28 protein-coding genes are annotated in these 23,996 nt (G+C 61.5%); 15 read left to right on the plus strand and 13 right to left on the minus strand.

What is annotated here, in order from left to right:
* Nucleotides 1-2 precede the first annotated feature (2 nt).
* The 7 genes from KDB76_RS11945 (at nt 3) to KDB76_RS11975 (ending at nt 8,816) form a co-directional block, all read left to right on the plus strand.
* Nucleotides 3-1,175, plus strand: a complete 1,173-nt coding sequence (locus KDB76_RS11945) for an iron-containing alcohol dehydrogenase (protein ID WP_013972192.1) — start codon at nt 3-5, stop codon at nt 1,173-1,175.
* 121 nt (nt 1,176-1,296) lie between these two features.
* Nucleotides 1,297-2,571, plus strand: coding sequence for a carbohydrate porin (locus tag KDB76_RS11950; RefSeq protein ID WP_038409373.1), 1,275 nt, complete (start codon nt 1,297-1,299; stop codon nt 2,569-2,571).
* A 68-nt stretch (nt 2,572-2,639) separates the two neighbouring features.
* On the plus strand, nt 2,640-4,148 hold the full coding sequence (locus KDB76_RS11955) for an aldehyde dehydrogenase (RefSeq protein WP_128637201.1): 1,509 nt from the start codon (nt 2,640-2,642) through the stop codon (nt 4,146-4,148).
* A 32-nt stretch (nt 4,149-4,180) separates the two neighbouring features.
* Nucleotides 4,181-5,422 (plus strand): sugar ABC transporter substrate-binding protein, encoded by a 1,242-nt coding sequence (locus KDB76_RS11960; protein ID WP_038410395.1) that lies wholly within the window; start codon nt 4,181-4,183, stop codon nt 5,420-5,422.
* 53 nt (nt 5,423-5,475) lie between these two features.
* The gene (locus KDB76_RS11965; protein ID WP_013972196.1) at nt 5,476-6,987 is read left to right on the plus strand and encodes a sugar ABC transporter ATP-binding protein; all 1,512 of its coding nucleotides are present in this window, start codon (nt 5,476-5,478) and stop codon (nt 6,985-6,987) included.
* On the plus strand, nt 6,980-8,020 hold the full coding sequence (locus tag KDB76_RS11970; RefSeq protein ID WP_013972197.1) for an ABC transporter permease: 1,041 nt from the start codon (nt 6,980-6,982) through the stop codon (nt 8,018-8,020). Before KDB76_RS11965 ends, KDB76_RS11970 begins: the two co-directional genes overlap by 8 nt.
* A 118-nt stretch (nt 8,021-8,138) precedes the next feature.
* A complete protein-coding gene (locus tag KDB76_RS11975) occupies nt 8,139-8,816 on the plus strand; it encodes a GntR family transcriptional regulator (protein ID WP_013972198.1) in 678 nt (225 codons plus the stop codon).
* A gap of 171 nt (nt 8,817-8,987) precedes the next feature.
* On the opposite strand, the gene KDB76_RS11980 is transcribed toward KDB76_RS11975, so the two are convergent.
* Complete coding sequence (locus KDB76_RS11980) at nt 8,988-9,776, minus strand: formate/nitrite transporter family protein (RefSeq protein WP_013972199.1); 789 nt, start codon at nt 9,774-9,776, stop codon at nt 8,988-8,990.
* Between the two features lie 912 nt (nt 9,777-10,688).
* Here KDB76_RS11980 and KDB76_RS11985 point away from each other — a divergent pair.
* Nucleotides 10,689-11,303 carry a hypothetical protein gene (locus KDB76_RS11985; protein ID WP_038409376.1) on the plus strand — a complete coding sequence of 205 codons (615 nt, stop codon included), beginning with the start codon at nt 10,689-10,691 and terminating at the stop codon, nt 11,301-11,303.
* 472 nt (nt 11,304-11,775) lie between these two features.
* Here KDB76_RS11985 and KDB76_RS11990 read toward each other — a convergent pair whose 3' ends face one another.
* Entirely contained in the window at nt 11,776-12,006 is a 231-nt protein-coding gene (locus tag KDB76_RS11990; RefSeq protein ID WP_003257675.1) for a hypothetical protein, read from the minus strand.
* A gap of 292 nt (nt 12,007-12,298) precedes the next feature.
* Here KDB76_RS11990 and KDB76_RS11995 point away from each other — a divergent pair, with 292 nt between their 5' ends.
* Together KDB76_RS11995 and xth are read left to right on the plus strand one after the other, a co-directional pair.
* Complete coding sequence (locus KDB76_RS11995; RefSeq protein ID WP_003257678.1) at nt 12,299-12,541, plus strand: hypothetical protein; 243 nt, start codon at nt 12,299-12,301, stop codon at nt 12,539-12,541.
* Nucleotides 12,538-13,332 carry an exodeoxyribonuclease III gene (gene xth, locus KDB76_RS12000; protein ID WP_013972201.1) on the plus strand — a complete coding sequence of 265 codons (795 nt, stop codon included), beginning with the start codon at nt 12,538-12,540 and terminating at the stop codon, nt 13,330-13,332. The genes KDB76_RS11995 and xth overlap by 4 nt, the downstream gene beginning before the upstream one ends.
* Before the next feature lie 18 nt (nt 13,333-13,350).
* Here the strand turns inward: xth and KDB76_RS12005 are convergent, their stop codons facing one another.
* The 8 genes from KDB76_RS12005 to KDB76_RS12040 form a co-directional block, all read right to left on the minus strand.
* Nucleotides 13,351-13,779 (minus strand): hypothetical protein, encoded by a 429-nt coding sequence (locus KDB76_RS12005; protein ID WP_013972202.1) that lies wholly within the window; start codon nt 13,777-13,779, stop codon nt 13,351-13,353.
* Between the two features lie 26 nt (nt 13,780-13,805).
* Nucleotides 13,806-14,915 (minus strand): mechanosensitive ion channel family protein, encoded by a 1,110-nt coding sequence (locus KDB76_RS12010; protein WP_013972203.1) that lies wholly within the window; start codon nt 14,913-14,915, stop codon nt 13,806-13,808.
* 86 nt (nt 14,916-15,001) lie between these two features.
* A complete protein-coding gene (locus tag KDB76_RS12015; protein ID WP_024086842.1) occupies nt 15,002-15,145 on the minus strand; it encodes a hypothetical protein in 144 nt (47 codons plus the stop codon).
* Nucleotides 15,146-15,190: 45 nt separating this feature from the next.
* The gene (locus tag KDB76_RS12020; protein WP_013972204.1) at nt 15,191-15,436 is read right to left on the minus strand and encodes a hypothetical protein; all 246 of its coding nucleotides are present in this window, start codon (nt 15,434-15,436) and stop codon (nt 15,191-15,193) included.
* A complete protein-coding gene (locus tag KDB76_RS12025; protein ID WP_004376291.1) occupies nt 15,436-15,900 on the minus strand; it encodes a hemerythrin domain-containing protein in 465 nt (154 codons plus the stop codon). Before KDB76_RS12025 ends, KDB76_RS12020 begins: the two co-directional genes overlap by 1 nt.
* A gap of 148 nt (nt 15,901-16,048) precedes the next feature.
* Nucleotides 16,049-16,492, minus strand: coding sequence for a YetF domain-containing protein (locus tag KDB76_RS12030; RefSeq protein ID WP_004376294.1), 444 nt, complete (start codon nt 16,490-16,492; stop codon nt 16,049-16,051).
* Between the two features lie 9 nt (nt 16,493-16,501).
* Nucleotides 16,502-17,008, minus strand: a complete 507-nt coding sequence (locus tag KDB76_RS12035) for a hypothetical protein (RefSeq protein WP_013972206.1) — start codon at nt 17,006-17,008, stop codon at nt 16,502-16,504.
* A 22-nt stretch (nt 17,009-17,030) separates the two neighbouring features.
* On the minus strand, nt 17,031-17,534 hold the full coding sequence (locus tag KDB76_RS12040) for a CinA family protein (RefSeq protein ID WP_013972207.1): 504 nt from the start codon (nt 17,532-17,534) through the stop codon (nt 17,031-17,033).
* Between the two features lie 186 nt (nt 17,535-17,720).
* Here KDB76_RS12040 and KDB76_RS12045 point away from each other — a divergent pair, with 186 nt between their 5' ends.
* Entirely contained in the window at nt 17,721-17,954 is a 234-nt protein-coding gene (locus KDB76_RS12045; protein ID WP_004376302.1) for a PLDc N-terminal domain-containing protein, read from the plus strand.
* A gap of 297 nt (nt 17,955-18,251) precedes the next feature.
* On the opposite strand, the gene KDB76_RS12050 is transcribed toward KDB76_RS12045, so the two are convergent.
* A complete protein-coding gene (locus tag KDB76_RS12050) occupies nt 18,252-19,451 on the minus strand; it encodes a zinc-dependent alcohol dehydrogenase (RefSeq protein ID WP_013972208.1) in 1,200 nt (399 codons plus the stop codon).
* Between the two features lie 218 nt (nt 19,452-19,669).
* Here KDB76_RS12050 and KDB76_RS12055 point away from each other — a divergent pair, with 218 nt between their 5' ends.
* Complete coding sequence (locus KDB76_RS12055) at nt 19,670-20,365, plus strand: DUF2238 domain-containing protein (RefSeq protein ID WP_038409378.1); 696 nt, start codon at nt 19,670-19,672, stop codon at nt 20,363-20,365.
* A 200-nt stretch (nt 20,366-20,565) separates the two neighbouring features.
* A complete protein-coding gene (locus tag KDB76_RS12060; protein ID WP_013972210.1) occupies nt 20,566-21,051 on the plus strand; it encodes a YMGG-like glycine zipper-containing protein in 486 nt (161 codons plus the stop codon).
* A gap of 48 nt (nt 21,052-21,099) precedes the next feature.
* Here KDB76_RS12060 and KDB76_RS12065 read toward each other — a convergent pair whose 3' ends face one another.
* Nucleotides 21,100-21,930 (minus strand): cupin domain-containing protein, encoded by an 831-nt coding sequence (locus KDB76_RS12065; protein WP_013972211.1) that lies wholly within the window; start codon nt 21,928-21,930, stop codon nt 21,100-21,102.
* 130 nt (nt 21,931-22,060) lie between these two features.
* On the opposite strand from KDB76_RS12065, the gene KDB76_RS12070 reads away from it, so the two are divergent.
* Together KDB76_RS12070 and grxC are read left to right on the plus strand one after the other, a co-directional pair.
* Nucleotides 22,061-22,579: a peroxidase-related enzyme gene (locus tag KDB76_RS12070; RefSeq protein WP_013972212.1), complete on the plus strand. Its 519-nt coding sequence runs from the start codon at nt 22,061-22,063 to the stop codon at nt 22,577-22,579.
* 13 nt (nt 22,580-22,592) lie between these two features.
* Nucleotides 22,593-22,847 (plus strand): glutaredoxin 3, encoded by a 255-nt coding sequence (gene grxC, locus KDB76_RS12075; protein WP_024086844.1) that lies wholly within the window; start codon nt 22,593-22,595, stop codon nt 22,845-22,847.
* 120 nt (nt 22,848-22,967) lie between these two features.
* On the opposite strand, the gene KDB76_RS12080 is transcribed toward grxC, so the two are convergent.
* Complete coding sequence (locus KDB76_RS12080) at nt 22,968-23,984, minus strand: GlxA family transcriptional regulator (protein WP_023660545.1); 1,017 nt, start codon at nt 23,982-23,984, stop codon at nt 22,968-22,970.
* Nucleotides 23,985-23,996 lie beyond the last annotated feature (12 nt).

Raw genomic sequence — 23,996 nt, forward strand, 5'->3', positions numbered from 1 at the left:
AGATGAAAGCATTTCAGGCAAGCCTGCCGGTCAAACTGGACTTCGAGGCCGGTGCAATCCGCCGCATGGGTGAAAAGGTCGCGCCGTTCGGCAACAAGGTGCTGTTGATGGTCGACCCGTTCCTTGAAGGCAGCGAGCTGGTCGCCCAGGTGCTCGGCAGTTTCGCCGAGCGTGGCATCACTGTCCTCGAGTTCTACGACATCGTGCCCAACCCGCGCCATACCACCATTGACCGCGCAGTGGCGCTGGTGCGTGACAGCGGCTGCCAGGCTGTGGTGGCGATCGGCGGCGGCAGCGCCATCGACTCGGCCAAGGCCGTGGCGTTCGTCGCTGTACATGGCGGCCGCTGTTGGGACTACACCGAGCGTCTCGGTGAGCCGGTGACGAGGCCGCAGTCCCGTGGTCTGCCGCTGCTGGTGGTGCCGACCACCTCTGGGACCGGGACCGAGGCGACACCATTCGCGGTGATCAACAATCCTGAGCTGGGCCTCAAGTGTGCCATTGTCAACCCGCACATCTACCCGGATGTGGCGTTGATCGACCCGCAAATCCTGGTTTCCAAGCCGCCACGGCTGACGGCGCTGACTGCCGTGGATACTTTCTGCCACGCACTGGAAGCATTCATCAGCATCCATGCCACACCCTGGGTGGAAATGGTCGCGCTGGAGTCGATCCGCCTCTTTGCCGCCAATGCCCTGCGCTGCGTGGAGCATGGGGACGACCTGGAGGCGAGGGCGCGCATGGCCTTTGCGTCGACCCTCGGCGGCATGGCCATTGCCGGCGCCGGGGTCACCGTATCCCATGCGCTGGGCCAGCCATTGGGCGCCATGACCGATGCGCCCCATGGCGGCACGGTGGCAGCCAGTACGCCGCAGGTGATCCGCTGGACCCTACCGGTGGCCGAGGACAAGTTTGCCCGGGTGGCCGAGATCCTCGACCCGGGCACTCATACCTTGCCGCTAAGCGAGCGCGCCGCGCGCCTGCCTGACATCGTCAGCGCCCACTTCACCCGCCTGGGCGTACGGGACACGTTCGGCAGCTATGGCCTCAAGCCCGAGCAGGTCGATGAGTTCGCTCAGGTGGTGTGGACCAGCTTCAACCAGGACCTGGCCTGCCACCCCAAACCCATTCGTGACCAGCAGGAGGTGGCCGAAATCGTCCGCCAATGCCTGTAGTTGGCGTCACCCAGCCCTGGCCGCCTTGCGCGCGGCCAGGTCAGTGACGCCAGGCGCCCTCGTTGCACGCTCGCAAAGCTGAACAAAAACCACAAGAAAACAGTTTCGGGAACAGATCGCAATGACAAGATCCACCTTGATCGGGGTCGGGTTGCTGGGCGTATGCGCCTTGCAGCAGGCCCAGGCCGACAACTACTCACCCGGCAATTTCCTGTTCGGTGACTGGCAGGGGCAGCGCACCCGTCTGCATGAGAAGGGGGTAGACCTGCAGTTCACCTATGTCAATGAACTGGCCTACAACACCCAGGGAGGGGCGCAGCACAAGGGCACCTACAGCGACCAGCTGATGGCCGATGCCCGCTTCGACCTGCAGCGCCTGTTGGGTTGGCAGGGGGCCGCGTTTCGCATCACTTTCACCAACCGCAACGGTGAAAGCCTGGCCCGCGAAGCCGACACCGGCACCCTGCTGGCCGCCCAGGAAATCTACGGCTATGGCAGTGTTACCCGGCTGGTGCAGTTCTATTACCAGCAGGCACTGCTCGATGAGCGTTTGCTGTTCAAGATCGGCCGGCTGCCCATGAGTGGCGATGTATTTCCGTTTTCCTGCACGTTCCAGAACCTGACCTTCTGTGGAACGGTGCCTGGCTACATCACCCCCAACTGGTTCACCTGGCCGGTCAGCCAATGGGGCGCGAGCCTGGCGGCGCAGTTGGCCGATGACTGGTGGCTGAACACCTCCGTGTACCAGGTCAACCCGCACTTTACCGAGAACAGCCAAGGGTTGAACTTCGGCAGCCCCTCGGGCACCACCGGTTACCTGGCGGTTGGCGAACTGGCCTGGAAGCCGGTGCTTGGTGGCCTGCCTGGCAGCTACCGGGTTGGCGTATGGCGCAATACTGGCGACTTTGATGACCTGTACCAGGACATCGATGGGCAACCCATCGGCTTGACCGGCGCGGCACCCGCGCAACACGACCAGGCAAGCGGCTACTACGCCATGGCCGAACAGCAGGTCTACCGCAACCCGGACAATGCTGCGCGTGGCCTGACGCTTTTCACCAACTTCATCCAGTCCGACCGGGACGTTTCCAGTGTCGAGCGGCTCTGGCACCTGGGCGCGTTCATCCGTGGGCCCCTGGCCCAGCGCCCGCAGGACGAGATCGGGCTGGCGTTGGGCCGCCTGGAGGTCAACCCGCGTTCGGCGCGGCGTGTGCAGCAGGCCAGCGGCGTGCCCCGGCGGGCCGATGTCGAGTACCCGGTCGAACTCTATTACGGGTTGCAGCTGACACCGGCACTGACCCTGCGCCCCAACCTGCAGTACGTACGCAACCCCGGCGGCTTCGAGCATGACCGCAGTGTGGTGGTCTGGGGCCTGAAGACCGAAATCAGCTTCTAGTGCAGTGCCGGCGTCAGGCCGACGTCTCGCTGTTTTTATGATGCATCATGTATCCAATGGAGAATCCCATGAGCCTTGCCAGTTTCATTGACCTTACCACCGTGCAGCAGCGTGCCAGCGAACTCCAGCTGCTCGGCCAGGCCTTCATCGACGGCCGCTTTGTCGATGCCTTGAGTGGCGAGACCTTCGCCAACATTTCGCCGCGCGACGGGCGCGTGCTCAACCAGGTTGCCTCGTGCCAGGCCGAGGATGTGGAGATGGCCGTGAAGGCCGCGCGGCGTGCCTTCGACAGTGGTGTGTGGTCGCAGCGCACACCGAAGGAGCGCAAGCGCGTCATGCTGCGCTTCGCTGCCTTGTTCGAGCAGCACATGGAAGAGTTGGCGTTACTGGAAACCCTCGACATGGGTAAGCCCATCAGCGAGAGCGCCGGGTTCGATGTGCACGCGGTGCTCGATTGCCTGCAGTGGTACGCCGAAAGCTGCGACAAGCTGTATGACGAAGTCGCGCCGTCGGGGCCCTCGGCCGTGGGCTTGGTGACCCGCGAAGCGATCGGCGTGGTGGCGGCGGTCACCCCCTGGAACTTCCCGATGCTGATGGCCATGTGGAAGGTCGCACCCGCCCTGGCCATGGGCAACTCGGTGGTCCTCAAGCCCGCCGAGCAATCACCGCTGACTGCCCTGCGCATTGCCCAGTTGGCCGCCGAAGCCGGTATCCCGGCCGGTGTGTTCAACGTGTTGCCGGGCTTTGGCCCCACCGCGGGCAAGGCGCTGGGCCTGCACATGGACGTTGATACCCTGGTGTTCACCGGCTCCGGCGAGGTCGGCAAGCTGTTCCTGCAGTACGCGGGGCAGTCGAACATGAAGCGGGTGTGGCTGGAGTGCGGCGGGAAGACCCCGAACATCATTCTCGATGACTGCCGTGACCTGGAGAAGGCCGCGACCACTGCGGCGCGCTCGATGTTCTTCAACCAGGGCGAAGTCTGCGTGGCGCCCTCGCGGCTGATTGTCGAAGCTGGCATCCGCGCCGAGTTCGTTGCCGAGGTGCTCAAGGTGGCACGCACCATCGCCGTCGGAGATCCACTGGACCCAACCACCCAGCTTGGCGCTATCGTCGATGCCAGCCAGTTGCAACGGGTATTGGGTTATATCGACAAAGGCGTGCAGGAGGGCGCACAGCTGATCCTCGGTGGTGAACGGGTCAAGCACGGCCTGGGCGCCGAGGGCTTTTACATCCCGCCGACCATTTTCGACAACGTCAGCAACGACATGACCATCGCCCGAGAGGAGATCTTCGGCCCGGTACTTTCGGTCATCACCGCCCGTGACCACCTCGATGCTCTGCGCATCGCCAACGATACCCCGTATGGCCTGGCCGCCAGCCTGTGGACCCGCGACCTCTCGCGGGCCCACCAAATGGCCCGGGGCCTGCGTGCCGGCAGCGTGTGGGTCAACTGCTTCGATGGGGGCGACATCAGCATGCCGTTCGGTGGCTTCAAGCAGTCCGGCAACGGTCGCGACCGCTCGTTGCATGCCCTGGACAAGTATTCGGAGCTCAAGTCCACCTGGATCGAGTTGTGACCTTTTGCCTGGCAACCCTGGAGAACAACAATATGAAAAGCACAGTTGCCCGTACCCTGGCCACCTTCGGCCTTGCCACGCTGCTCGCCGGGCCGACCGCCGCCGAGGCGCGCCACCCACTGTACCAGCTGATACCCAACACGGCGTTGTCCGGCCTGGTGGACCCGCAAATGGCCGATCGTACCGACATCGACAAGGGCTTGCCCTTGAAGCAGAAGGGGGAACGGTTACGCATTGGCTGGACCGACATCACCCTGGGTAACCCCTGGTTCGTCTCGATGATCGACGACGCGCGCAGCCTGGCCGAGCGTTACGGCTATGACATGCAGGTGCAGGTGGCCGACGGCGATGTGGCCCGCCAGAGCGCCCAGGTCGACAACTTCATCACCCTGGGGGTGGATGTGATCGTCATCGACCCCACCGACATCCTCGGTTCCGTTGCCGATGTCGAGCGAGCTGTGGCGGCCGGGATCCCGGTAATCACCGTCGGCACTGCACCCGACGCGCGAGCGCCGGTGATCACCACCAGCACCGGAAACCCCTACGGCAGCGGTGTCGAGGCCGGGCGCTATGTGGTCGAGCACACTGACCCGGGCAGCGAAATCAACGCTGCCATGGTCATCGGTGTAATGGGCAACTCGACCTCCGAGAGCCGCCTCAACGGCATGATCTCGGGGATCGTCCAGGCCCGTGCCGAGCAGCGCCAGCTCGGCCTGTCGAAGGAGGATGCGCTGCTTAAGGGGTTCGAGCTGTTCCAGCAGGTCAAAGCCAAGGGCAGTTTCAGCTGGCCTGAAGGGGGCTTCAACGTGCTGGCCTGGGGCCGTGGCGAATGGACCGAGGAGGGTGGCCTGGCCGCCACCGAGGACATCCTCAGTGCCCATGGCGAGCGCCTGAACCTGATCCTGGCGGAGAACGACTTCATCGCCATCGGCGCCATCAACGCTGTGGACAATGCCGGCAAGGCCGGGCAGGTACGGGTCGCTGCGGCAGCTGGCAGCTTCAAGGTTGCGCTGGATCTGATCAAGCAGGGCAAGCTGCTGGTTAGCGCCAGTAACAGTGGTTCGCAGACCGGGGTGGCGGCCATCGAGCTGATCCACCAGATACTTGACGGCCGGCTGCAGGCCAACAACCTGCCGTTGGCGTCGTACTTCCCGGTGGAGCTGATAACCCCTGGCAACGTCGACCACTTCATCCAGCTCGAACAGGGCCCGGCCACGGTCGAGCGGCTACCCGCATTCCGCTCAATCGACCAGCTCAAGGCAGCCATGCGCTGACCCGAAGGTTGCGGCGCCTGCCTGGCAACGCGCCGCTTGCAGAGGTAAGACCGATGAATGCAATACACAAGACCGCCGTCGAGTTGCGCGACATTCACAAGGCGTTCGGCGGCATCAGTGCGCTCAGTGGTGCGAGCTTCAGCGCCAACGTGGGTGAAGTGCATGCGCTGATGGGTGAGAATGGCGCGGGCAAATCGACCTTGATGAAGATCCTCGCCGGCGCCTACGTGCGCGATGCTGGCGAGGTGCTGTTGCACGAGCAGCCGGCGAGTATCGGCAAGCCGGCCGATGCGCTTCGCCTTGGCGTATCGGTGATCTACCAGGAGTTTGCCCTGGCGCCGCACCTGTCGGTGGCGGAAAACATCTGCATCGACGACCTGGGCGCGAACAGGTGGCGGGTGCAGTGGCCGATGCTGCGTGACAAGGCGCGGTGCATACTCGATGAGCTGGGGTTTGCCAACATCGACGAACGCCGTGCAGTGGGCGAGTTGCCGGTGGCCCATCAACAGGCGGTGGAAATCGCCAAGGCCCTGTCGCGCAACGCCTCGGTGCTGGTGTTCGACGAACCGACCGCGGTGCTCACCACCCACGAGACCGAGCAGTTGTTTCGCATCCTGGCGGAATTGCGGCGCAAGGGCGTGTGCATCATCTATGTCTCGCATCGCATGGACGAGATCTTCCGCATCTGTGACCGCGCCACGGTGCTCAAGGATGGCCGTACCGTCGGCACCCTGCCGCTGTCAGCCATCGACGAGCGCGGGCTGGTGCAGATGATGATCGGCCGTGAGCTGAGCGACCTGTTCCCGCCACGCCAGGCAAGCATCGGCGAGGCCCGCCTGCGGGTCGAGGGGCTGAGCGCCGGGCCACTGGTACGCAATGTGAGTTTTCAGGTACACGCCGGTGAGGTGCTGGGCTTCAGCGGACTGGTCGGCTCGGGGCGCACCGAAACCATGCGCGCGCTGTTCGGCGCCGAGCGCAGCAGCGCCGGCACTGTTCACCTGGATGGCCGCCAACTGCGCAACCGCAGCCCGCGCGAAGCGATCGGCAATGGCATCGGGCTGCTGCCCGAAGACCGCAAGCAGCAAGGCGTGCTGCTGGAGATGTCGATCCGCGTCAACGCAGCTTTACGGCCCGGCTCGCCCTACACCAGTCGCTTTGGCTGGATCGATGGTGCCCGCGAGCGCGCCGGGGTCGAGGCGCTACGTCAGCAGTTGCGTCTGAAGACCGGCTCGATCGAGCAGGCGGTGGGCGATCTGTCCGGGGGTAATCAGCAGAAGGTGGCGCTGATGAAGTGGATCGACGCCGGCTGCCGGGTGCTGATCCTCGACGAGCCGACCCGTGGTGTAGATATCGGCGCCAAGACCGAGATCTACCGGGTCATCAACGAACTGGCCGAGGCCGGGGTGGCGATCATCCTGGTGTCCTCGGAAATGACCGAGCTGATCGGCATGTGCGACCGGGTGCTGGTGATGCGCGATGGTGCCATCGCCGGCGAGCTTGGCGGTGATGCAATCGAAGAACACGCAATGATTTGTCTGGCGATGGGAGTCGAACACCATGGATAACAACTTGAGCAAACTGGCCGCCCCCTCGCTGTCGGGCGAGTCCAGGCAGCCGCTGGGGCGCGTTGTGCGCCGGCTTTTTCTGCAACACAACGCACTGGTGATGCTGCTGGTGCTGGTGGCCGTGGCCAGCAGCCTGTCGGCGGACTTTTTCACCTGGCAGAACCTGGGTAACCTGCTGCGGCAACTGACGCCGCTGATACTGGTCAGCATTGGCATGCTGATCGTCATCCTCACCGCGGGTATCGACTTGTCGGTTGCCTCGGTGGCAGCGGTGGGCGGGGTGGTCGTGGCGATGAGCCTGAATCTGCTGCCGCTGGAGGACAGCCTCGGGTTGTTGCTGGCGGTGGCCATCGCGGTGGGGGCAGGGGTGTTGATGGGCCTGGTCACCGGCAGCTTCGTGGCCTACTTTCGCATGGCCCCGTTCATTTCCACCCTGGCGATGATGACCATTGCCCGAGGGCTGGCGTTTATCCTCTCCAACGGCCAGCCACAGCGGCTGGCCGACAGCCAATCGGCTGCCAGCCTGTTGCGAGACTTCGGTCGTCAGGCCGATGGAGTGTTCGGGGTGCCTTGGCCGGTGTGGCTGGCGGTGCTGGTGATTGGCATGTTCGCCCTGATCCTGCGCTACAACGCTTTTGGCCGGTTGATCATCGCCAGCGGCAGCAACGAGACTGCCGTGCGCCTGGCGGGGATTGCAGTGGAGCGCTACAAGCTGGCGGCCTATGCGATTTGCGGCGGGCTCAGCGCCCTTGCCGGGGTGGTCATCGCCTCGCGTTCCGGGGTCGCCACGCCCAGTGCCGGCATGGCCCTGGAACTGGATGCCATTGCCGCCTGCGTGATAGGTGGTGCGCTGTTGTCCGGCGGCAAGGGTAGTTTGTTCTACACCGTGGTCGGGGTGCTGGTGCTTGGTTTGATCGGCAACATCATGAACCTGCTCAGCGTCCCGGCGTACCCGCAACAGATCATCAAGGGCGCGATCATCGTGGTGGCGGTGCTGCTGCAAGGGGTGGGTCGACGCGACACGCGGATCTGAACCGTTCGCACGAGATGGCACGGCATGGGCGATGATGTATCATGCGTCTTCGCCATGTCGCCCAGTGTTTCCTCCGGCGGTTGGCCCTGTGCTATTCATCAGACAAGAGAGAACAAGCGTGACAGTTCACAAGCCACTGGATAAAGGCAACCTGAGCGAGCGGGTCTACAGCATCATCCGCACGGCATTGATGGACGGCCAGTATCAACCGGGTGACCGCCTGCGCATCAGTGCCTTGGCCGAGGAGTTTGGTGTGTCGATCACGCCGGTGCGTGAGGCGATCTTCCGCCTTGTCAGTGATCATGCACTGGACATGAAGGCCGCTACCTCCATCTATGTGCCGGAGCTGACCGTCAGCCAACTACGGGAAATCCAGCTGATCCGCCATCTGCTGGAGGGCGAGGCGGCGGGCATGGCGGCCGAGCGAATTTCCGCCGCCGAGCTGAAGCATCTGGAAGAGGTGCAAACGGCCTTCCAGGCGGCTGTCAGCACCGACTACAAACAGGCTTCGCTGCTCAACCGCGAGTTCCACTTCGGTCTGATTGCCGCCGCACGCATGCCGGTGATCTTCAAGACCCTGGAGAACATGTGGGTGATGATGGGGCCGCTGCTCAGCACCTTCCATGCCGAAGTGCCCAAAGCGGAACTGGCCAGCGCCAAGCACAAGCACTTCGAAGTACTCGAAGCCTTGCGCAAGCGCGATTCGGCAAAGGCCAAGGCGGCCCTGCAAGCGGATATTGCATGGGGGGAGTTGATGGTGGAGTGGTTGGAGCGCAAGTCGCTGGCCCAAGGTTGATGGCGGATGCCTTGATCGCCGTCCGGTCCCCAGTGAGTCGGCGATGACATGACCGCCGTCAGCATCCGGCCGAACATCGTGTCGCCCAGCGTGGCCCAAGGATAGTGACGAACGGTCAAGCAGGCTTGTGCAGGGCACATCACCTGCACAAGCGTGCCTGACCGCAATGCCTCACTGCACCTCGCACGCTTCCTGCGAAGGCACACCGTAGGACACGTAGTACGCCAACCCCACGAAGATCGCCCCACCCACCGCATTCCCCAGGAACACGGCCATCAGGTTCTCCACCAACTGCCCCCAGCTCAGGTAGCCGGCAAAGATCGCTGCCGGAATCAGGAACATGTTGGCTACCACATGCTGGAAACCGATGGCGACGAACGCCATGATCGGGAACCAGATGCCGAGAATCTTGCCGCTCATTTCACGGCTGGCATACGACAGCCACACTGCCAGGCACACCAGCCAGTTGCAGCCGATTCCGGACACGAAGGCGTGGAGGAAGTCGGCGTTGGTCTTGCTGGTCGCAGCCGCCAACACCTTGTTCAGGTAGGCCCCCTCGGTCAGGCCCAGCAGGTGACCGAAGCACCCGGCAACGAACAGTGCACCGAACAGATTGGCGACGGTCACCAGCAGCCAGTTGCGCGCCACGGCGCCTGGGCCGATACGCCGGGCGAACATCGCCAACGGCAAGCTCATCATGTTGCCGGTGAGCAGTTCGCCACCGGCCAGGATCACCAGGATCAGGCCGATGGGAAATACCGCGGCGCCCAGCAGCGTGCCGAACGAGGCCCACTGTACCGGGATCATGGTGCTGACGTGGATAGCCAGGAGAAACCCTAGCGAAATGAATGCACCTGCGAGGAACCCCAGGACCAGTGTCGCATGGGTGGATAGGTGGGCTTTCTTGACGCCGCTCTCGATGACGAGCTCGGTGATACGGGTGGGGCTATTGACGGACATTTCGGAAACTCGAACACGGTGACGGCGACGCGACTGGCGCGCACGCCGTGGTGGGGCTTGATCAGTACGGGGGTAGGCTACGCAACTGGTGCAAAGGTGTAACGCGCACCTTTGAGCCAGCGGCGAAGAGGGCGGCAAGCTACATGAGTCAATTTGACGCGGTCAAATCGATGGAATGGATGATCTGATAGACCGCGTCGATGAGGCTTGCAGGTCTGCGCGCATGGATCTGCTTCCCGGCAAACCAGGCCTGGAACATCACTTGGGGGTTCACCCAGGGCAAATTGAGCCCGCTGGCAGGCTGAAGATGACAGACGGGTTGCCGACCGCCCGTTATGATCGGAATGTAGCTTGCCGGGCCTGACTGATGGCACTTTAGGCACGGTCACCTGGAAAACGAGATCTGCGAAACAGCGGAATAGAGCATTCAAAGTCATTTGCGAAGTTTGGATCCAGTTGTCGATAAAACTTTCCGCTCGGTCAAATTACAACAACTTAGCAAACTAACTAACTTGATTTAGTGTACCGCCTGTCGGTCATTTTGCTCGAGAAATGAACGATTTGGGTGACGCTGACTCCTATTTGCCAGCAGGTGCCTTCAATGTGATTGCAACTCGCGCCTTTCCCCCAGAACTTATGGACGTTCAACCTCATTAGCATCGCAGGGATGCTCATGGGGCTTTTTTTCCTGAATAGTGGAGCAACGCCATGCCCAACCGAGGCTCTTCGGGTGAGCCACCGTGTGTATTGAATAATTATCTGCTTTTTCATTTAACGATTCGAATTTGGCTTTGCCACTGCGATTAAATCGTTCGCACGCCTATTGCAAGGTCATCTAGCGCTAACGCATTACGTGGAGAAAACGTCGTGGAGATTAATACAATTATTAGCCTGTTCGGGCAGAAAGAATCCATGGAGCTGGTGCGGTTGTCGGTGATTTACGTTCATTTATTGGCCTGTTGCATTGCCATCGGCCTGGTATTCGCCAGTGACGCCGAGATGGTCAGGAACTTGTTGAAAGGTCATAAAGAAGCCGGGCATGACAGTAAGCATATGACGAGCTTGCAGAAGTCCGTGGCCAATGCCCTGATATTCTTGTGGCTCACGGGCGCCGCAGTGATTGGAATTGACTACCTTGATAAAGGTATGAACTATTTTGCCAATCCGAAACTTCAAGCGAAGGTCATTATTGTCATGTTGCTGACCTTCAATGGCATGCTGTTGCATCGTTATGTATTGCCTGCCCTGCTCAAAGCGGGCAACTTGCTCGACCTTAATTTTGGCGTGCGGATGTTCGCACTGTTCTCCGGCGCACTGTCGGGTGTGTCCTGGTTGTATGCGGCGATGCTGGGCGTTGGCCGGCCACTGGCCTGGAAATACTCGCTGACCGAGTTGCTGCTGGCTTATCCGGTACTGATCTTGCTGGGCTTTGCCATGATGGCTGCCCTGACCCAGTGGGCACGCAAACGCAGCCAGGCCGAACCGGTTCCGGCGCCTGTCTGGCGACTGGCTGGTATTCCTACCTGATTGCCTGAGTAACGCTTCAATTACGCCGCGAACCGGGAAACCTGGTTCGCGGCGAGCTCGTTTCATGCGCAGCCTCTGGGCGGTTCGGCTGGCGGTTGGTAAAGGCCTGAAGTGATGTGTCGCCTGATCTGGCCTCTTCGCGGGCGCGCCCGCTCCCACAAGGTCCCGCGCAGTTCTGTGGGAGATCGCCCAGTCCTTTGGGCTGCGCTGTCGCGTAGGGAACTGAATCCGCAAACAGTGCGCGTACCCTGTGGGAGCGGCTTTAGCCGCGAAGAATCCAACGCGGTACATGGCACCGGCTGCGCCGGTGTTCGCGGCTAAAGCCGCTCCCACAGAGTCCCGGTTAATTCAATGAGTTATGTGCAGTTCTGTGGGAGCGGGCGTGCCCGCGAAAGGGCCGGAACAGGCAGTCGAGAAATTTCAGGACTTTCACTTCTACCAAGATTGCGAACCAGCCCCATCCGCTGACGGGTCAGGCGCGAACCAATAGAAATATCGCCGGTAGCAGCTGCCCATCGTCAGGCGGCAGGCCGCCTGCATTGGTTTTTTGCGCTCGTTGCAGCGTGGTGGCGATGGTGATTTCCGTTCGCGACTCGATACTCCGCGCCACACCTCCCACCGAGCCTTCACCGAAGCCCAGCAGCGAGCAGCCGTTGTTGATGAGCACGAAGAAAACGATCACCCAGAATGGGCCGCAGTTCATGGTGCAAGCCCCAGGGCGTCGATGGCTGCGCACGAAACGATGGAAACGCTATCGCCAAGGTCCGCTACATCAGCGCCTTGTCTCATTGAGTTGAAAATGGGGGAGGCCATGTACCCGCTCCAGATGTTGCTTGTGGAGCTAATGGTGACGGCGCGGTGATTCAATGAAAAACGATGCTCAGTGATCCAGGATATCGATCCGCTTGATCATTGAACGTAGCGATCAGCGTTGGATTTGAACGTCGCTGCATGGTTGAGGTTCTTAATGCAAAGGACACCGTGAGGGCTCCCTTATGAGCATTGAACGCAGCATCCCTGAGCTCGAAGCCTGGTACGCCCAATACGACGACATCAGTTACCGCCGTGAGTCGCCGGATGCCTACCACCATGAACTGCTACGCACGGCCGAGGCGCTGCGTGACGATGGTGCCATCGACTGGGACGACTGGCTGGCACTCAAAGCATTGGCCGATGACGCCCATGTGCGCGCCCTGGAAGATGCCGTGCAGGCCCATGTCAGCGACCCCGACGCATGAAAGCGCTGAAGATTGCCACGTTCAACATCAACGGCATTCGTAGCCGGCTGCCGGCACTGCTGGCTTGGCTGGAGCGGGAAAAGCCCGACATCGCCTGCCTGCAGGAACTCAAGGCGGCGGATCAGCAGTTTCCTCGCCAGGCGCTAGAAACGGCGGGTTATGGTTGCCTCTACCAAGGGCAGCCTTCGTGGAATGGCGTGGCCATTCTGGCACGGGGCAGCGAACCGCTGGAAGTACGTCGTGGCCTGCCTGGCATGGAGGACGACAACCAGAGCCGCTACCTCGAGGCAGCGGTACAGGGAGTGCTGGTGGCTTGCCTGTATCTGCCGAACGGCAACCCGCAACCGGGGCCGAAATTCGATTACAAGCTCCGCTGGTTCGAAAGCCTGATCGCCCATGTGAAAGGGCTGCATGACAGTGGCCATCCCGCGGTGCTGGCGGGTGATTTCAATGTGGTGCCTACCGACATGGATATCTACAACACGCGCTCCTGGATGAAGGACGCGCTGCTGCAGCCCGAATCACGCGCGTGCTACCAGAAACTGCTCCAGCAAGGCTGGCTCGACGCCATTCGCCATCTGTATCCGGACGAGCGCATTTACACCTTCTGGGATTATTTCCGCAACCACTGGGCACGCAACGCCGGGTTGCGTATCGACCACCTGCTGCTCAACCCCGAGCTCGCGCCTTACCTGAAGCGGGCTGGTGTCGATGCCTGGGTGCGTAACGAACCCAAGGCCAGCGACCATGCGCCCGTCTGGATCGAGCTGGGCACGCGTCGCCGGCCATAGGGCAGTTCGAGCGAACCTTCAACTACCGGAACCACCGCTGGAGCCCGAACCACCAGAGCCTCCGGTCCCGCTACCCGTCCCGGTGCCGCGTTCCGATCCACTGCGGTCACTACCGGATCGGTCGGTGGTGCCATCGCCACCGGTATTGTCAGTGTCATTGCCATCGGTTCCGCCGGAACCTGTCCCCATGGCATCCGCAGGCGTGCCGGAGCCGGTCGCTCCGCCTTGGTTGTTCATGTGCCCGCTGTCATGCGGCTGCGTGCCAGGAGCACGCTGATCGTTCAGGTCGGTGGCTGCCAGCACCACAGGTGCGCTGAGCCCCAGGCACAGCGCGAGCAGTAACGAATGAGGCTTCATGATCTTCATGGCGATACTCCGTTGCGGGTTGGTCACCTTCTGTTCGGCCTGCATCACCCACGGGCGTGCCGTGAAATCGACGGAATGCATGGAGCGCAGACATGCACGGGGACGGGTTACCCCACGTGAATACTTTGAGGCCCGCGCTTCGATTCCTCTGGCAAGGCCGTGACCTTGATCGCGCGTACCGGTACGGCGAATTTTGCACCTACCTTCGAGAAGCGCTCGAGCAGGTGGAAATTGATGGCTTGCTGGATGTCCATGTACAGGTTGTAGCCCGGGTCCTTGACGATATACACGCACTCGAATTCCAGCGCCTCCTTGCCGAAGCCGCGCAGGTGGGCACGGTCGAAGCGCACCTGCTGTTGTGCCTTGATCGCTTCCTCGACGATGGCGGGTGCCTTTTTCACGGCCTCGGTTGGCGTGTCGTACGACAGGCCGAACTCGAACACGATCCGTCGTTCCTGCAGGCGCTTGTAGTTCTGGATGGTGCTGCTGATCATGCTGGCATTGGCCATGACGATCTGCTCGCCGCCCAGGCTGCGGATGCGTGTGGTCTTCAGCCCTACGTGCTCCACCGTGCCGGCCAGCGGGCCGATGACGATGAAGTCGCCCACCTCGAACGGCTTGTCGACGGCGATGGACAACGAGGCGAACAGGTCGCCGAGGATGTTCTGCACGGCCAGTGCAACAGCGATACCGCCTACCCCAAGGCTGGCGACGAAGGCGGTGATGTTCACGCCCAGGTTGGACAGCATCGCCAGCAGCACCACTGACCACAACAGTACCCGCGCACCCCATGCCGACAGCGTGGCCAGCGCGCTGCCCTGGTTCAAGCCGTCGGTGCGATGCCGGGCGAAGTAGCGACTCAGGCCCAGGCCGATGGCGCGGTTGGCCCACAGCCCGATCTGCAATGCCGCGACCACGAACCACAGGCTACCGACCCGGGTCAGCCAGCGCTCGGGCAGGTCGAGCATGCTCAGGCCCACCAGCAGCGAGGCAAGGAACAGCAGAAAATTGCTGGTCCCGGCGAGCACCTTGGCCAGCACCTGGCTTAGCGCGCCGTCATGCTCGGACCAGCGCCTGACCCGATGCAGCATGAAACTGATGGCCGCCCGCGCCACGAGGAATGTCAACAGCGCTACCGTCAGTGCCAGCAACAAATTGAGAACGGAAACTCCGAACAGTGTGGTATCGGTGAACAAGGCGATGATGCGATCACTCATGAGACACTTGCCTCCTTCCATAGGATTGGGTGACTGGTGGAGCGGCATTGCCGGCGAAGCAGGCAATGCCGCTCGCCAGGTGAGCCTCAGCCGTCGGACTGCTCCTCTGGCGGCACCTGGCCTTCGGGCCAGTCGGGTGCTTCCTTCTCCTGTTCCTGTTCAGGCACAGGTTCGCCCGGGTTGTGGGGTACTTCGTCCACGTACGGGTCGGGTTGGTTGGGGTCGATCATGGTCTGGCTCCTCGCCGTTGGGCTTTCAGGCATGTGTCCGGGCGTTCAGCCCGACTCCGCGGCAGTGTTTTTCTTCCAGCCCCGCAGGTTCATGGCGCACAGGCAACCCTGCAGGATGATCAGCGCCCAGGCTTGCGCCTGCCACCCCCAGGCGGCCCACAGCACGTTGCTGGCAATGAAGCAGCAGAAACCCAGCTTGCGCCGGCCTGGGCGCCGTGAGCCGATGCACCAGGCGGCAAGTACCGTCAGGGCCATGGCAGGCCATTCAAGAAAGTCGATCCAGGCTTCCATCACGCAGCACGCTGTTCGCCCTTGAGCAGTTTTTTCTGCGCTTCCATGGCCTGGCCGAGCTCATCCAGTTGCTGCTTGCCCAGCAACTTGCGGGCGGTCGGAAACAGCTCGCTTTCTTCTTCCTCGATATGGTGTTCCAGCAGTTCCTTCATCACTTTGACCCGCCCGGCGAACTCGACGGTGCCGGTCTCGGTTTGCAGCAGGTCCGGCAGCACCAGGGAGTCCACGGTGCGGTGTTCCTCCTTGGCTTCGTAGTACATCTTCGCTTCTTCCTTGCCGCCGGCCTGCTTGATGGCCGGATACAGGATTTCTTCTTCCAGGGCGGTATGAATGCTCACCTCCTGCTTGATGCGTTCGAGCAACTCGGCGCGCTTTTTCACCGCGCGCTCAGTGGTGGAGGAGAGTTCCTCCAGCAGCTTCTTCACCAGCTCATGGTCCTGGATCAACAAATCGATAGCGTTCATGCGACACCTCTTCGGGGCTGAAAAAATCACGATTGCCTTCGATGGAGTAGGGGCCGCGCGCCAAGGTTCAAAGCGGATGATCAGCGTACTGCTGTCGCGAAAGGCGGCTCTCACCGGAATCCGCGCGGGTTGCGCCGGCCAGGCAGGGTCACTCCTGCGGAATGATCGAGATCTTGCCGTTGCGCTCGACGATGGCGAACTTGATCTGCCCGACGCTTTCGATTCCCTGGCTGTCCCGGGCGGACTCGAGAATGTCGTCTTCGGTCAGCCGCGCCCGCCGCATTCGGTGGTGGAGAAAGCGCCCGTGATCCACGACGAGTGTCGCGTGGCCGTCGACCAGCCGGGCCAGGCGCTTGGAGTTGAGCTTGGCCAGCGACAGGCCGACATCCAGGACGATCAGCGTGGCGATCACCAGCATGGCGTTGGTGAACGAGAAGTCCTCGCCGAGCAATGCCTGCTGGGTTGCTTCGCCGATGATCAGCAGCAGGACGAAGTCGAAGGTGGTGAGGTCTGCCAGCGAGCGCCTGCCAGCCACGCGAAACAGCAGCATCAGCGCGATGTACATGCCGGTCGCACGAAGAATGGAGTCCATGTCGCGCTCCTACGGGTAGAGAAAGGTGGAGAAACGCACTGCGCTGCCTGGGCCGGCGCTGACAATACCTTCGAGAGTGCCGACATGTTCGCTGCGCAGGGTCAGGTAGAGGGTGGCGATACCCTCTTTGCTGGTGCCAAGCTGGAGCAGGAGCGACCTGCCATGGGAAAGCGATACTTGCGGCTCTGGCTGCAGCGTTTCGATGCTGGCTTCGCGTAGCAAGGTCCCCCCGAGCAGCAACATCACAGGCTCCCCGGCATTGCCGCGAACCGTGATGCGCAGGTTGTCGGTGGTGCCGCTGCGGCTGAGGCGCTGATACTCCACATGCACCCGGCCGTCGTCGCTCATGACCTGGGCGTCACTGAGCGGACCGTTGCCGAACAGCCCGGCCAGGCCCAGCAGCATGACCAGCACCAGCGCGTACCATCCCACACGTTCGAAACGCCAGACCCGCTGCTGCATCCGCATGTCTTCCTCGACGGGATGGTGCCTTGAAGCCAGCTCGTCTTCGTCCATGCACCTAGCCCTCACGTAGCCCTCAGGCGCGCTCACCGCGCAGCCAGCGTTGGTGGTAATGGGCCAGGTGCGACAAGCCGTAGAGCGCGCCTTGGCGGATTACATCCGCGCGCTCGCCAAAAAAGCGCTGGCTGCGTGTGAATACCGCCAAAGGCTCGCCGGCAAAGGCCCAGGCAAAGCACACAGTGCCCGGGGCGATGCCATCCTGCGGCTGTGGCCCGGCGACACCCGTGCTGGCGATGGCGACGGTGGCGTCGCTGTCTTTCAATGCGCCGAGGGCCATCTCCCAGGCTACCGCCTCGCTGGTCAGGCCGTAGCGTTCGATAGTCTGTGGGCTGACGCCGAGCAGGCGTTTCTTGGCGCTTGGCGAGTACACCACGTAGCCGCTTTCCAGAACCTCTCCTGTCCCCGGCACTGCTGCCAACAGCGCAACCATGGCACCGGCCGTGCAGGATTCTGCGGTGGTCAGTACCAGCTTGTGGGCCTTGAGGTAATCAAGGGCCTCGAGTACGGGGTCGGTCGTCATGGCCGGTCACTCGTGCGTTGTTTTTTGGTGGACGTGTTTCCTGCGGGATTGGTTCATTGCTTGTGTGCCACCCATCAATGGTGGGGAAAGCTTCCTGAACTTTGTTCCGTTTGCCGGCTTCCTCTAGGTAGGAGGGCGGCGGTGCGGGCCTCGCGCTGCGGCCGGACTAACAGAGGAGAAGCGATCATGACCGAGCCTGTGACATATTTCTGGATCGCTGTTGCAGCGATCATCGTGTTGCTCGATCTGTGGGCCATCGTCAGTGTTTTCCGCAGTGACAAGAGCGACGTGACGAAGGCGATGTGGGCACTGTTGCTGTTGGCGTTGCCCATCGTCGGCCTGGCCATCTGGGGCGTGCTTGGGCCGCGTGGAATCAAACGCGGTACCGGGCCGTCGTCGCCTGAACATAGCAAGGGGTAGGAGGGTAGATGAAGAAAGGATCGGAGACACCTCGTAGCGGAACCCGAGGTGAAGAGGAACGGGACAATGATGCGCAGCGTCCTGATGGGTCAACTGGCACGTCCCATGATTCCACTGCGCAGAAAACAGCTCGTGATGAAACGCAACGCAAGCGTTGAGCAGGTCGGTGTGAAGAACTGAATTCGCAAGCGGTCCGCATAGCCTGTGGGAGCGGCTTTAGCCGCGAAGAATCCAACGCGGTGCATGGCACCGGCTGCGCCGGTGTTCGCGGCTAAAGCCGCTCCCACAGGGTCCCTGCTAATGGTCAGGTCCCAATGTACCGGCAGCAGCGCCCGGCACGAGGATGACCTTGCGACAGTCGTCCTGTTTCTGGTCGAACAACTTGTAACCCAAAGCCGCTTCTTCCAGGGCCAGACGGTGGGTGACGATGAGTTCCGGCTCCAGACGCCCGGCCTCGATATGTTCGAGCAGTTCAGGAAGGAACTTCTGCACGTGGGTCTGGCCCATCTTGAACGTCAGGCCCTTGTCGAAGGCATCACCAAACATGAAGGCGTGGATAAAACCCGCATAGACCCCAGGCACGCTGACCACGCCGCCCCGGCGCACCGCGGCGATACTCTGGCGCAGCGCCTTGCCGCTGCTGCTCTCGATCTTCAGAGTGGTCAGTACCGTTTCGGTGGTACTGCCCTTGGCCTCGAAACCGACCGCATCGATGACGGCGTCCACGCCGCGCATGCCGGGGGTCAGGCGGATGATGGTGTCGGCCGGGTCGTCATCCTGCTCGAAGTTGATCGGCACCACGCCGTAGGCATCGCGGGCGAACGCCAGGCGGTAGTCATTGTCGTCGACCATGAAGATCGTCTGGGCGCCCAGCATGCGCGCGCAGGCTGCGCTCAGCAGGCCGACCGGCCCGGCGCCATAAATCGCAACTGTCGAGCCTGAGCCGACCTGCGCATTGGTGACGGCCTGCCAGGCTGTGGGCAGGATATCCGAGAGGAACAGCACCTTGTCGTCCGGCAGGGCGGTAGGCACCTTGAATGGGCCGACGTTGGCCTTGGGCACCCGCACGAAATCCGCCTGGCCACCGGGCACGCCGCCATACAGATGGCTATATCCGAATAGCGCGGCCCCTGGCGGGATGCCTTTCTTGTTGATGATTGCACCCCGGCCGGTGTTGGTCGTTTCGCAAGCGGCGAACTGGTCGAGTTGGCAGAAGAAACAGCTGCCGCAGGCGATCACGAAGGGAATCACCACGCGGTCACCGACCTGCAGGTTGGTTACCCCGCGGCCGGTATCCTCGACGATACCCATGAACTCGTGGCCGAAGATATCTCCCGGCTCGGTCTGTGGAATCTTGCCATGGTAGAGGTGCAGGTCGGAGCCGCAGATGGCGGTAGCGGTGACCCGGAGGATTATATCGTCCTCGTCCTGGATAAGTGGGTCGGGGACATTGTCGACCCTGACGTCCTGGGTTCCGTGGTATGTCAGTGCTCTCATTGGTTCATCTCCTGGGGCCGGGTGGTCTATGCAGGGGAAGCCAAGGAGGGAGGTAAAGTTCAGGTGGAATCATCCATCGGTAATTTTCAGTGCTACTGGCCCCACCAACATCATGAAGAACTGTCGTTGAGGTGACATGGCAACAGGTGAAGCCGGCGCCCGGAGGAAACTTTAGCTGCCCTGCGAGGCTCAACCGTGCTCAAGCCGAGCGTAAAACCATGAACAGGAATCCAGCATTGCAAACAAGCTTTGCCCCTTCGGCCACGCCACGCCAAGCCGCGGGCTTGCTGACATCTGCCATGTTGCTGATGCTTGCCTCGGGGGTTGCGCCGCTTGATCGTGCGGATTGGTGGGTCGAAAACGTTTTGCCGCTGGCGCTTCTGCTCACCTTGGCTGCGACCAGCCGTTATTGGCGCTTTTCTCGGCATGCTTACCTGGCAATCGTGGTGATGCTGGCGATTCACGAGCTAGGAGCGCATTTTACCTATGCCAAAGTCCCCTATGACGCTTGGCTGCGTGCGCTTACCGACCACTCTCTGAATGCCTGGATGGGCTGGCAGCGCAACCAGTTCGATCGTCTGGTGCATCTGAGTTACGGCCTTTTGTTCGTCCTGCCGATCAGGGAGCTGCTCCAGCGCCAGGCCCGGTTGCGAGGTGGTTGGTTGGCGTTGTGTACCGTTTCCTTCGTCCTTGCCACATCGGCGCTGTACGAGCTGCTGGAGTGGATAGGTGGCCAATACCTGGGTGATGACCAGGCACAAGCCTTTCTCGCGACCCAGCAAGACCCTTGGGATGCACAAAAGGACATGGCCCTGGCTTTGCTTGGTGCACTTGTCACCTTGTTGATCCAGCGGTTTGGGGCAAGCAGGGTCTGGGGCAGAAGGGTAGTGAGTTTGGAGGGGGAGCACGGGTGACGGGTAGAAATAAAAACGCTTTTTTACCACTGGAAAGGCTTTTCGCAATCAGCCTGTGACCGTTGAAAATCCCTTAAGTTTCCATCGGGAAAACAATAACTTGGAGAATTTTTCCAAGTCGTGTCACTCGTCGGATTTCCATTGTAAGGCCCTGTCCAGAGCCTCAGGATCGCCTCCGTATCCCTCTGAGGCTTTCACAAATGAAGTACTCCTCGATTCTCTTGTTGTCACTTGGCCTGCTGAGCGGCGTTGCGTCGGCAGGCGGCAATACCGGAGCAGGTATAGGTGGCGCATTGGGTGGAGTATTGGGCTCGGTAGTCGGCCAGTCGATCGGCGGCAGCACCGGCTCGGCAATCGGCGCCGGCCTGGGTGGCGCGGCCGGTGGTGCGGTGGGTGCCGACAAGCACAGCCGTGGCGAGGCGGCCATTGGCGGCGCACTGGGTGCAGCTGGCGGCAACGTGGTGGGTCGCAAGATGGGCGGCACCACTGGCAGCATGATTGGCGCAGCAGCCGGTGGCGGTGTGGGTGGTGCCTTGGGCAACCACATGGGCCGGGAATACGATGACGAGAGCGGGCATCGCTACCGGGATTATGACGACGATGACGACGACCGGGGCTGGCGCCGTCACCGCCACGACCGTGGCCATCATTATGGCTGGCGCAACAATCACCGCTACGACGACTGATCCCCGCGTTACTGGCCCATCGCCGGGTTGGCTGCAGCTGTCACTCGGCTAGGCATCATGCGTGCTCTGCTGTAGCCACTCCCTCGGGCTTGCACCCACCTTGCGGCGAAAGGTGCGGGCCAACGCAGACGGGCTTTCGTAGCCGACCTCATCGGCAATCAGGGCGATGGGGCGGCCTTCGCGCAGCCGTTTCTGGGCAAGGCTGATTCGCCAGTTCGCCAGGTAATCGGCAGGGGTGATGCCCACGGTCTCGCGAAAGTGCGCAGCAAAGCTCGCGCGCGACATGCCTGAGCGGTCAGCCAACTCTGCCACGGTCCAATTGTGCTGTGGCTCGTTATGGATACCCACGAGCGCACGGGACAGCTGTGCATTGGCCAGCCCGGCCATCATCCCCGAAGCAATGCTGCGGCTGGCGATCAGATGGCGAAGTAGCTGAATCACCATCAACTCGAACAGCCGATTGAGAATGACATCCCGTCCACACTCGTCGCCGAAGGCTTCTTCGAACAGCCATTCGAGGGTGCCATCGAGGCCCTGCAATTCGCGCAACGGCTTGATGATGAAGTCCGGCAAGGCCTGGGTCAGCGGATTGTTGGCGCCACCATCGAACTGCAAGGTGGCGCACACCAACTCCGCTTCGTCTGCTTCGATCGCCAGCAACTGATGCTCCTGCGGACGTACCGCAAGTATCAGGCTTGGCTCCGCCAGCTCCATGAGCTGACCACGTTTGTCACTGAAGGTCAGGCGACCCGAACGAAGCAGGTGCGCGTGGCCGGAACTTTGCTGCCCATGAAAGCGGGTCGTTCCACAAAAACCACCGTGGTGGAAGGTAGACGCATGCAGGTTGAAGTGCTTGAGCAGTGTCGATAGTCGGTCCATGGGGCGCTCAGGTTTGGACGATCGGTTGCATAGATTCGACGATCTGAAGCCGAAAGGATAGTCGTCTTCCCTAGTATTGACTCCAGGCTTGATCGACAAGCTGGTTAATCACCCTACTGGAGAAACTACCATGACTCGTATCGCTGCTCTCTCGCTGGACCAGGCCCCTGCTGGCTCGCGCACTGCCCTTGAAGGCATTCAGAAAGGCCTTGGTTTCATACCCAACGCCTTCAAGACCCTGGCTCACTCCCCAGCCGCTCTCAATGGGTACCTGGGCCTCGCCCAGGCTCTGGGCAAGAGCTCACTGAGCGCCGCGGAGCGTGAAGTGGTTGCGCTTGCCACCTCGGAAATCAATGGTTGCGACTATTGCCTGGCCGCACACAGCTTTTTTGGTGCCAAAGCCGGCTTGAGCGATGAGGCCATTAGCCAGGCGCGTAGTGGCACGCTCAGCGCGGTCGCCGCGCTGGCGCATCAGATCACCGAAAGCCGCGGCCAATTGAATGACGATCAGGTCGCCGCAGCACGCGAGGCTGGTCTCAGCGATGGCAAGATCGTGGAGGTGGTGGCACAGGTCACGCTGTTGACCCTGACCAACTACCTGAACAACATCGCCACCACCGATATCGACTTCCCGCCGTTGGCACACTAGGAGGGCAACCGACATGAGCCAAGTGACAATCTATACCACCCAACACTGCCCTTACTGCGTGAGCGCCAAGCGACTGCTGGCGCACAAGGGGGTCAGTGCCGTGGAAATCGATATCGAGGCTTCGCCGAACCATCTGGCCGAGATGCTGCTGCGATCCAGGCGCAGGACCGTGCCGCAGGTCTTTGTGGGGAGTGTCCATGTGGGAGGTTTTGATGATCTGAAACGCCTCGATCAAAAGGGCGAGCTCGAAGTATTGCTCAGTGCCTGAAGGGCTGATTCAGCGATATTTGCCTTTGGCCGTTAGCCGCCCTTGGCAAGGGCAGCTAACGGTTCAAAGCGGTCACTTGCGATCCCTGTTTCACCGACGCTTTGTTGCATTCGTCGATGATCAGCACTGAGCCGCGGCAACCTGCTTGCGTTCACCCATGGGAGAGACGCCGAAGAAACGGCTGTAGCATTTGGAGAAATGCGCCGGCGAAACGAAACCACAGGCAAGGGCGATATCCCGTACTTGCGATTCGCTGTGCAGTAACAGTTGTCGGGCGCGCGACAGGCGTAATTCAAGGTAGTACTGGCTAGGGGTACTTTGCAGATGCTTGTGGAACAGGCGCTCCAACTGCCGAACTGAGATGTCGTTCAACTGCGCCAGTTCCTCCAGGGTCACAGGGTCTTCGAGATTGGCCTCCATGATGCTGACTACCTGGCTGAGCTTGGGTTGGGACGTCCCTAGCCGCTGTCGCAGGGGCACGCGCTGGCGTTCCTGCGAACTGCGAACGCGGTCGCACAACAGCAATTCGGCCGCATGTTCGGCAATCTCTCGCCCGCCGGGTTCGCGTGCGATCAGTTGCAGGCACATGTCCATTGATGCCACCCCACCCGAGCTGGTGTACCGGTCACGGTCAAGTTCAAACAACTGGCTGGAAATGATGATCCCGGGAAAGCGCTCTTTCAGCGCTTCGATATCTTCCCAGTGGATGGTGCAACGGTAACCCGTGAGCAGATTGGCACGCGCCAACAAATGGCTACCCGTGCAAATGCCACCCAATGCCACTTGGTCATGGGCCAGCTTGCGCAGCCAGTTCACGATGGCGCGGGTATTGTGGTCGGAGACGATGGGGTTTGGCCCTACCACAAACAGCATGTCCAGCTTGGGCGCATCCTTGATGGTGTATTCAGGCAGGATGCGCATGCCGTTGCTGGCGCTCACCGGCTCCATGTCGGCGGCGATGATGAGTGTCTGGAACATGGCCCTGCGCGCAGCAAGGTTAGCCATGCGCAAGGTCTCCACCGCAGAAGCGAACCCGATGGTGGTGAAATTGGGGATCACCAGAAACCCGACGATCTTGGGTGTGGGGGCATCGACAGGGTAACCCGTGGCCAGCGGGGAGGATCTCGGCGTAGCCATCAATACGACTCC

It is taken from the genome of Pseudomonas sp. JS425 (assembly GCF_018223845.1).
GTDB lineage: Bacteria > Pseudomonadota > Gammaproteobacteria > Pseudomonadales > Pseudomonadaceae > Aquipseudomonas > Aquipseudomonas asiatica.

What these genes read in the sequence shown, in the direction of transcription:
- KDB76_RS11945 (WP_013972192.1), top strand. Translation starts at nt 3, where the DNA reads ATGAAAGCATTTCAGGCAAGCCTGCCGGTCAAACTGGACTTCGAGGCC.
- KDB76_RS11950 (WP_038409373.1), top strand. Translation starts at nt 1,297, where the DNA reads ATGACAAGATCCACCTTGATCGGGGTCGGGTTGCTGGGCGTATGCGCC.
- KDB76_RS11955 (WP_128637201.1), top strand. Translation starts at nt 2,640, where the DNA reads ATGAGCCTTGCCAGTTTCATTGACCTTACCACCGTGCAGCAGCGTGCC.
- KDB76_RS11960 (WP_038410395.1), top strand. Translation starts at nt 4,181, where the DNA reads ATGAAAAGCACAGTTGCCCGTACCCTGGCCACCTTCGGCCTTGCCACG.
- KDB76_RS11965 (WP_013972196.1), top strand. Translation starts at nt 5,476, where the DNA reads ATGAATGCAATACACAAGACCGCCGTCGAGTTGCGCGACATTCACAAG.
- KDB76_RS11970 (WP_013972197.1), top strand. Translation starts at nt 6,980, where the DNA reads ATGGATAACAACTTGAGCAAACTGGCCGCCCCCTCGCTGTCGGGCGAG.
- KDB76_RS11980 (WP_013972199.1), bottom strand. Translation starts at nt 9,776, where the DNA reads ATGTCCGTCAATAGCCCCACCCGTATCACCGAGCTCGTCATCGAGAGC.
- KDB76_RS11985 (WP_038409376.1), top strand. Translation starts at nt 10,689, where the DNA reads ATGGAGCTGGTGCGGTTGTCGGTGATTTACGTTCATTTATTGGCCTGT.
- KDB76_RS11990 (WP_003257675.1), bottom strand. Translation starts at nt 12,006, where the DNA reads ATGAACTGCGGCCCATTCTGGGTGATCGTTTTCTTCGTGCTCATCAAC.
- KDB76_RS11995 (WP_003257678.1), top strand. Translation starts at nt 12,299, where the DNA reads ATGAGCATTGAACGCAGCATCCCTGAGCTCGAAGCCTGGTACGCCCAA.
- xth (WP_013972201.1), top strand. Translation starts at nt 12,538, where the DNA reads ATGAAAGCGCTGAAGATTGCCACGTTCAACATCAACGGCATTCGTAGC.
- KDB76_RS12005 (WP_013972202.1), bottom strand. Translation starts at nt 13,779, where the DNA reads ATGCATTCCGTCGATTTCACGGCACGCCCGTGGGTGATGCAGGCCGAA.
- KDB76_RS12010 (WP_013972203.1), bottom strand. Translation starts at nt 14,915, where the DNA reads ATGAGTGATCGCATCATCGCCTTGTTCACCGATACCACACTGTTCGGA.
- KDB76_RS12015 (WP_024086842.1), bottom strand. Translation starts at nt 15,145, where the DNA reads ATGATCGACCCCAACCAACCCGACCCGTACGTGGACGAAGTACCCCAC.
- KDB76_RS12020 (WP_013972204.1), bottom strand. Translation starts at nt 15,436, where the DNA reads ATGGAAGCCTGGATCGACTTTCTTGAATGGCCTGCCATGGCCCTGACG.
- KDB76_RS12025 (WP_004376291.1), bottom strand. Translation starts at nt 15,900, where the DNA reads ATGAACGCTATCGATTTGTTGATCCAGGACCATGAGCTGGTGAAGAAG.
- KDB76_RS12030 (WP_004376294.1), bottom strand. Translation starts at nt 16,492, where the DNA reads ATGGACTCCATTCTTCGTGCGACCGGCATGTACATCGCGCTGATGCTG.
- KDB76_RS12035 (WP_013972206.1), bottom strand. Translation starts at nt 17,008, where the DNA reads ATGGACGAAGACGAGCTGGCTTCAAGGCACCATCCCGTCGAGGAAGAC.
- KDB76_RS12040 (WP_013972207.1), bottom strand. Translation starts at nt 17,534, where the DNA reads ATGACGACCGACCCCGTACTCGAGGCCCTTGATTACCTCAAGGCCCAC.
- KDB76_RS12045 (WP_004376302.1), top strand. Translation starts at nt 17,721, where the DNA reads ATGACCGAGCCTGTGACATATTTCTGGATCGCTGTTGCAGCGATCATC.
- KDB76_RS12050 (WP_013972208.1), bottom strand. Translation starts at nt 19,451, where the DNA reads ATGAGAGCACTGACATACCACGGAACCCAGGACGTCAGGGTCGACAAT.
- KDB76_RS12055 (WP_038409378.1), top strand. Translation starts at nt 19,670, where the DNA reads ATGAACAGGAATCCAGCATTGCAAACAAGCTTTGCCCCTTCGGCCACG.
- KDB76_RS12060 (WP_013972210.1), top strand. Translation starts at nt 20,566, where the DNA reads ATGAAGTACTCCTCGATTCTCTTGTTGTCACTTGGCCTGCTGAGCGGC.
- KDB76_RS12065 (WP_013972211.1), bottom strand. Translation starts at nt 21,930, where the DNA reads ATGGACCGACTATCGACACTGCTCAAGCACTTCAACCTGCATGCGTCT.
- KDB76_RS12070 (WP_013972212.1), top strand. Translation starts at nt 22,061, where the DNA reads ATGACTCGTATCGCTGCTCTCTCGCTGGACCAGGCCCCTGCTGGCTCG.
- grxC (WP_024086844.1), top strand. Translation starts at nt 22,593, where the DNA reads ATGAGCCAAGTGACAATCTATACCACCCAACACTGCCCTTACTGCGTG.
- KDB76_RS12080 (WP_023660545.1), bottom strand. Translation starts at nt 23,984, where the DNA reads ATGGCTACGCCGAGATCCTCCCCGCTGGCCACGGGTTACCCTGTCGAT.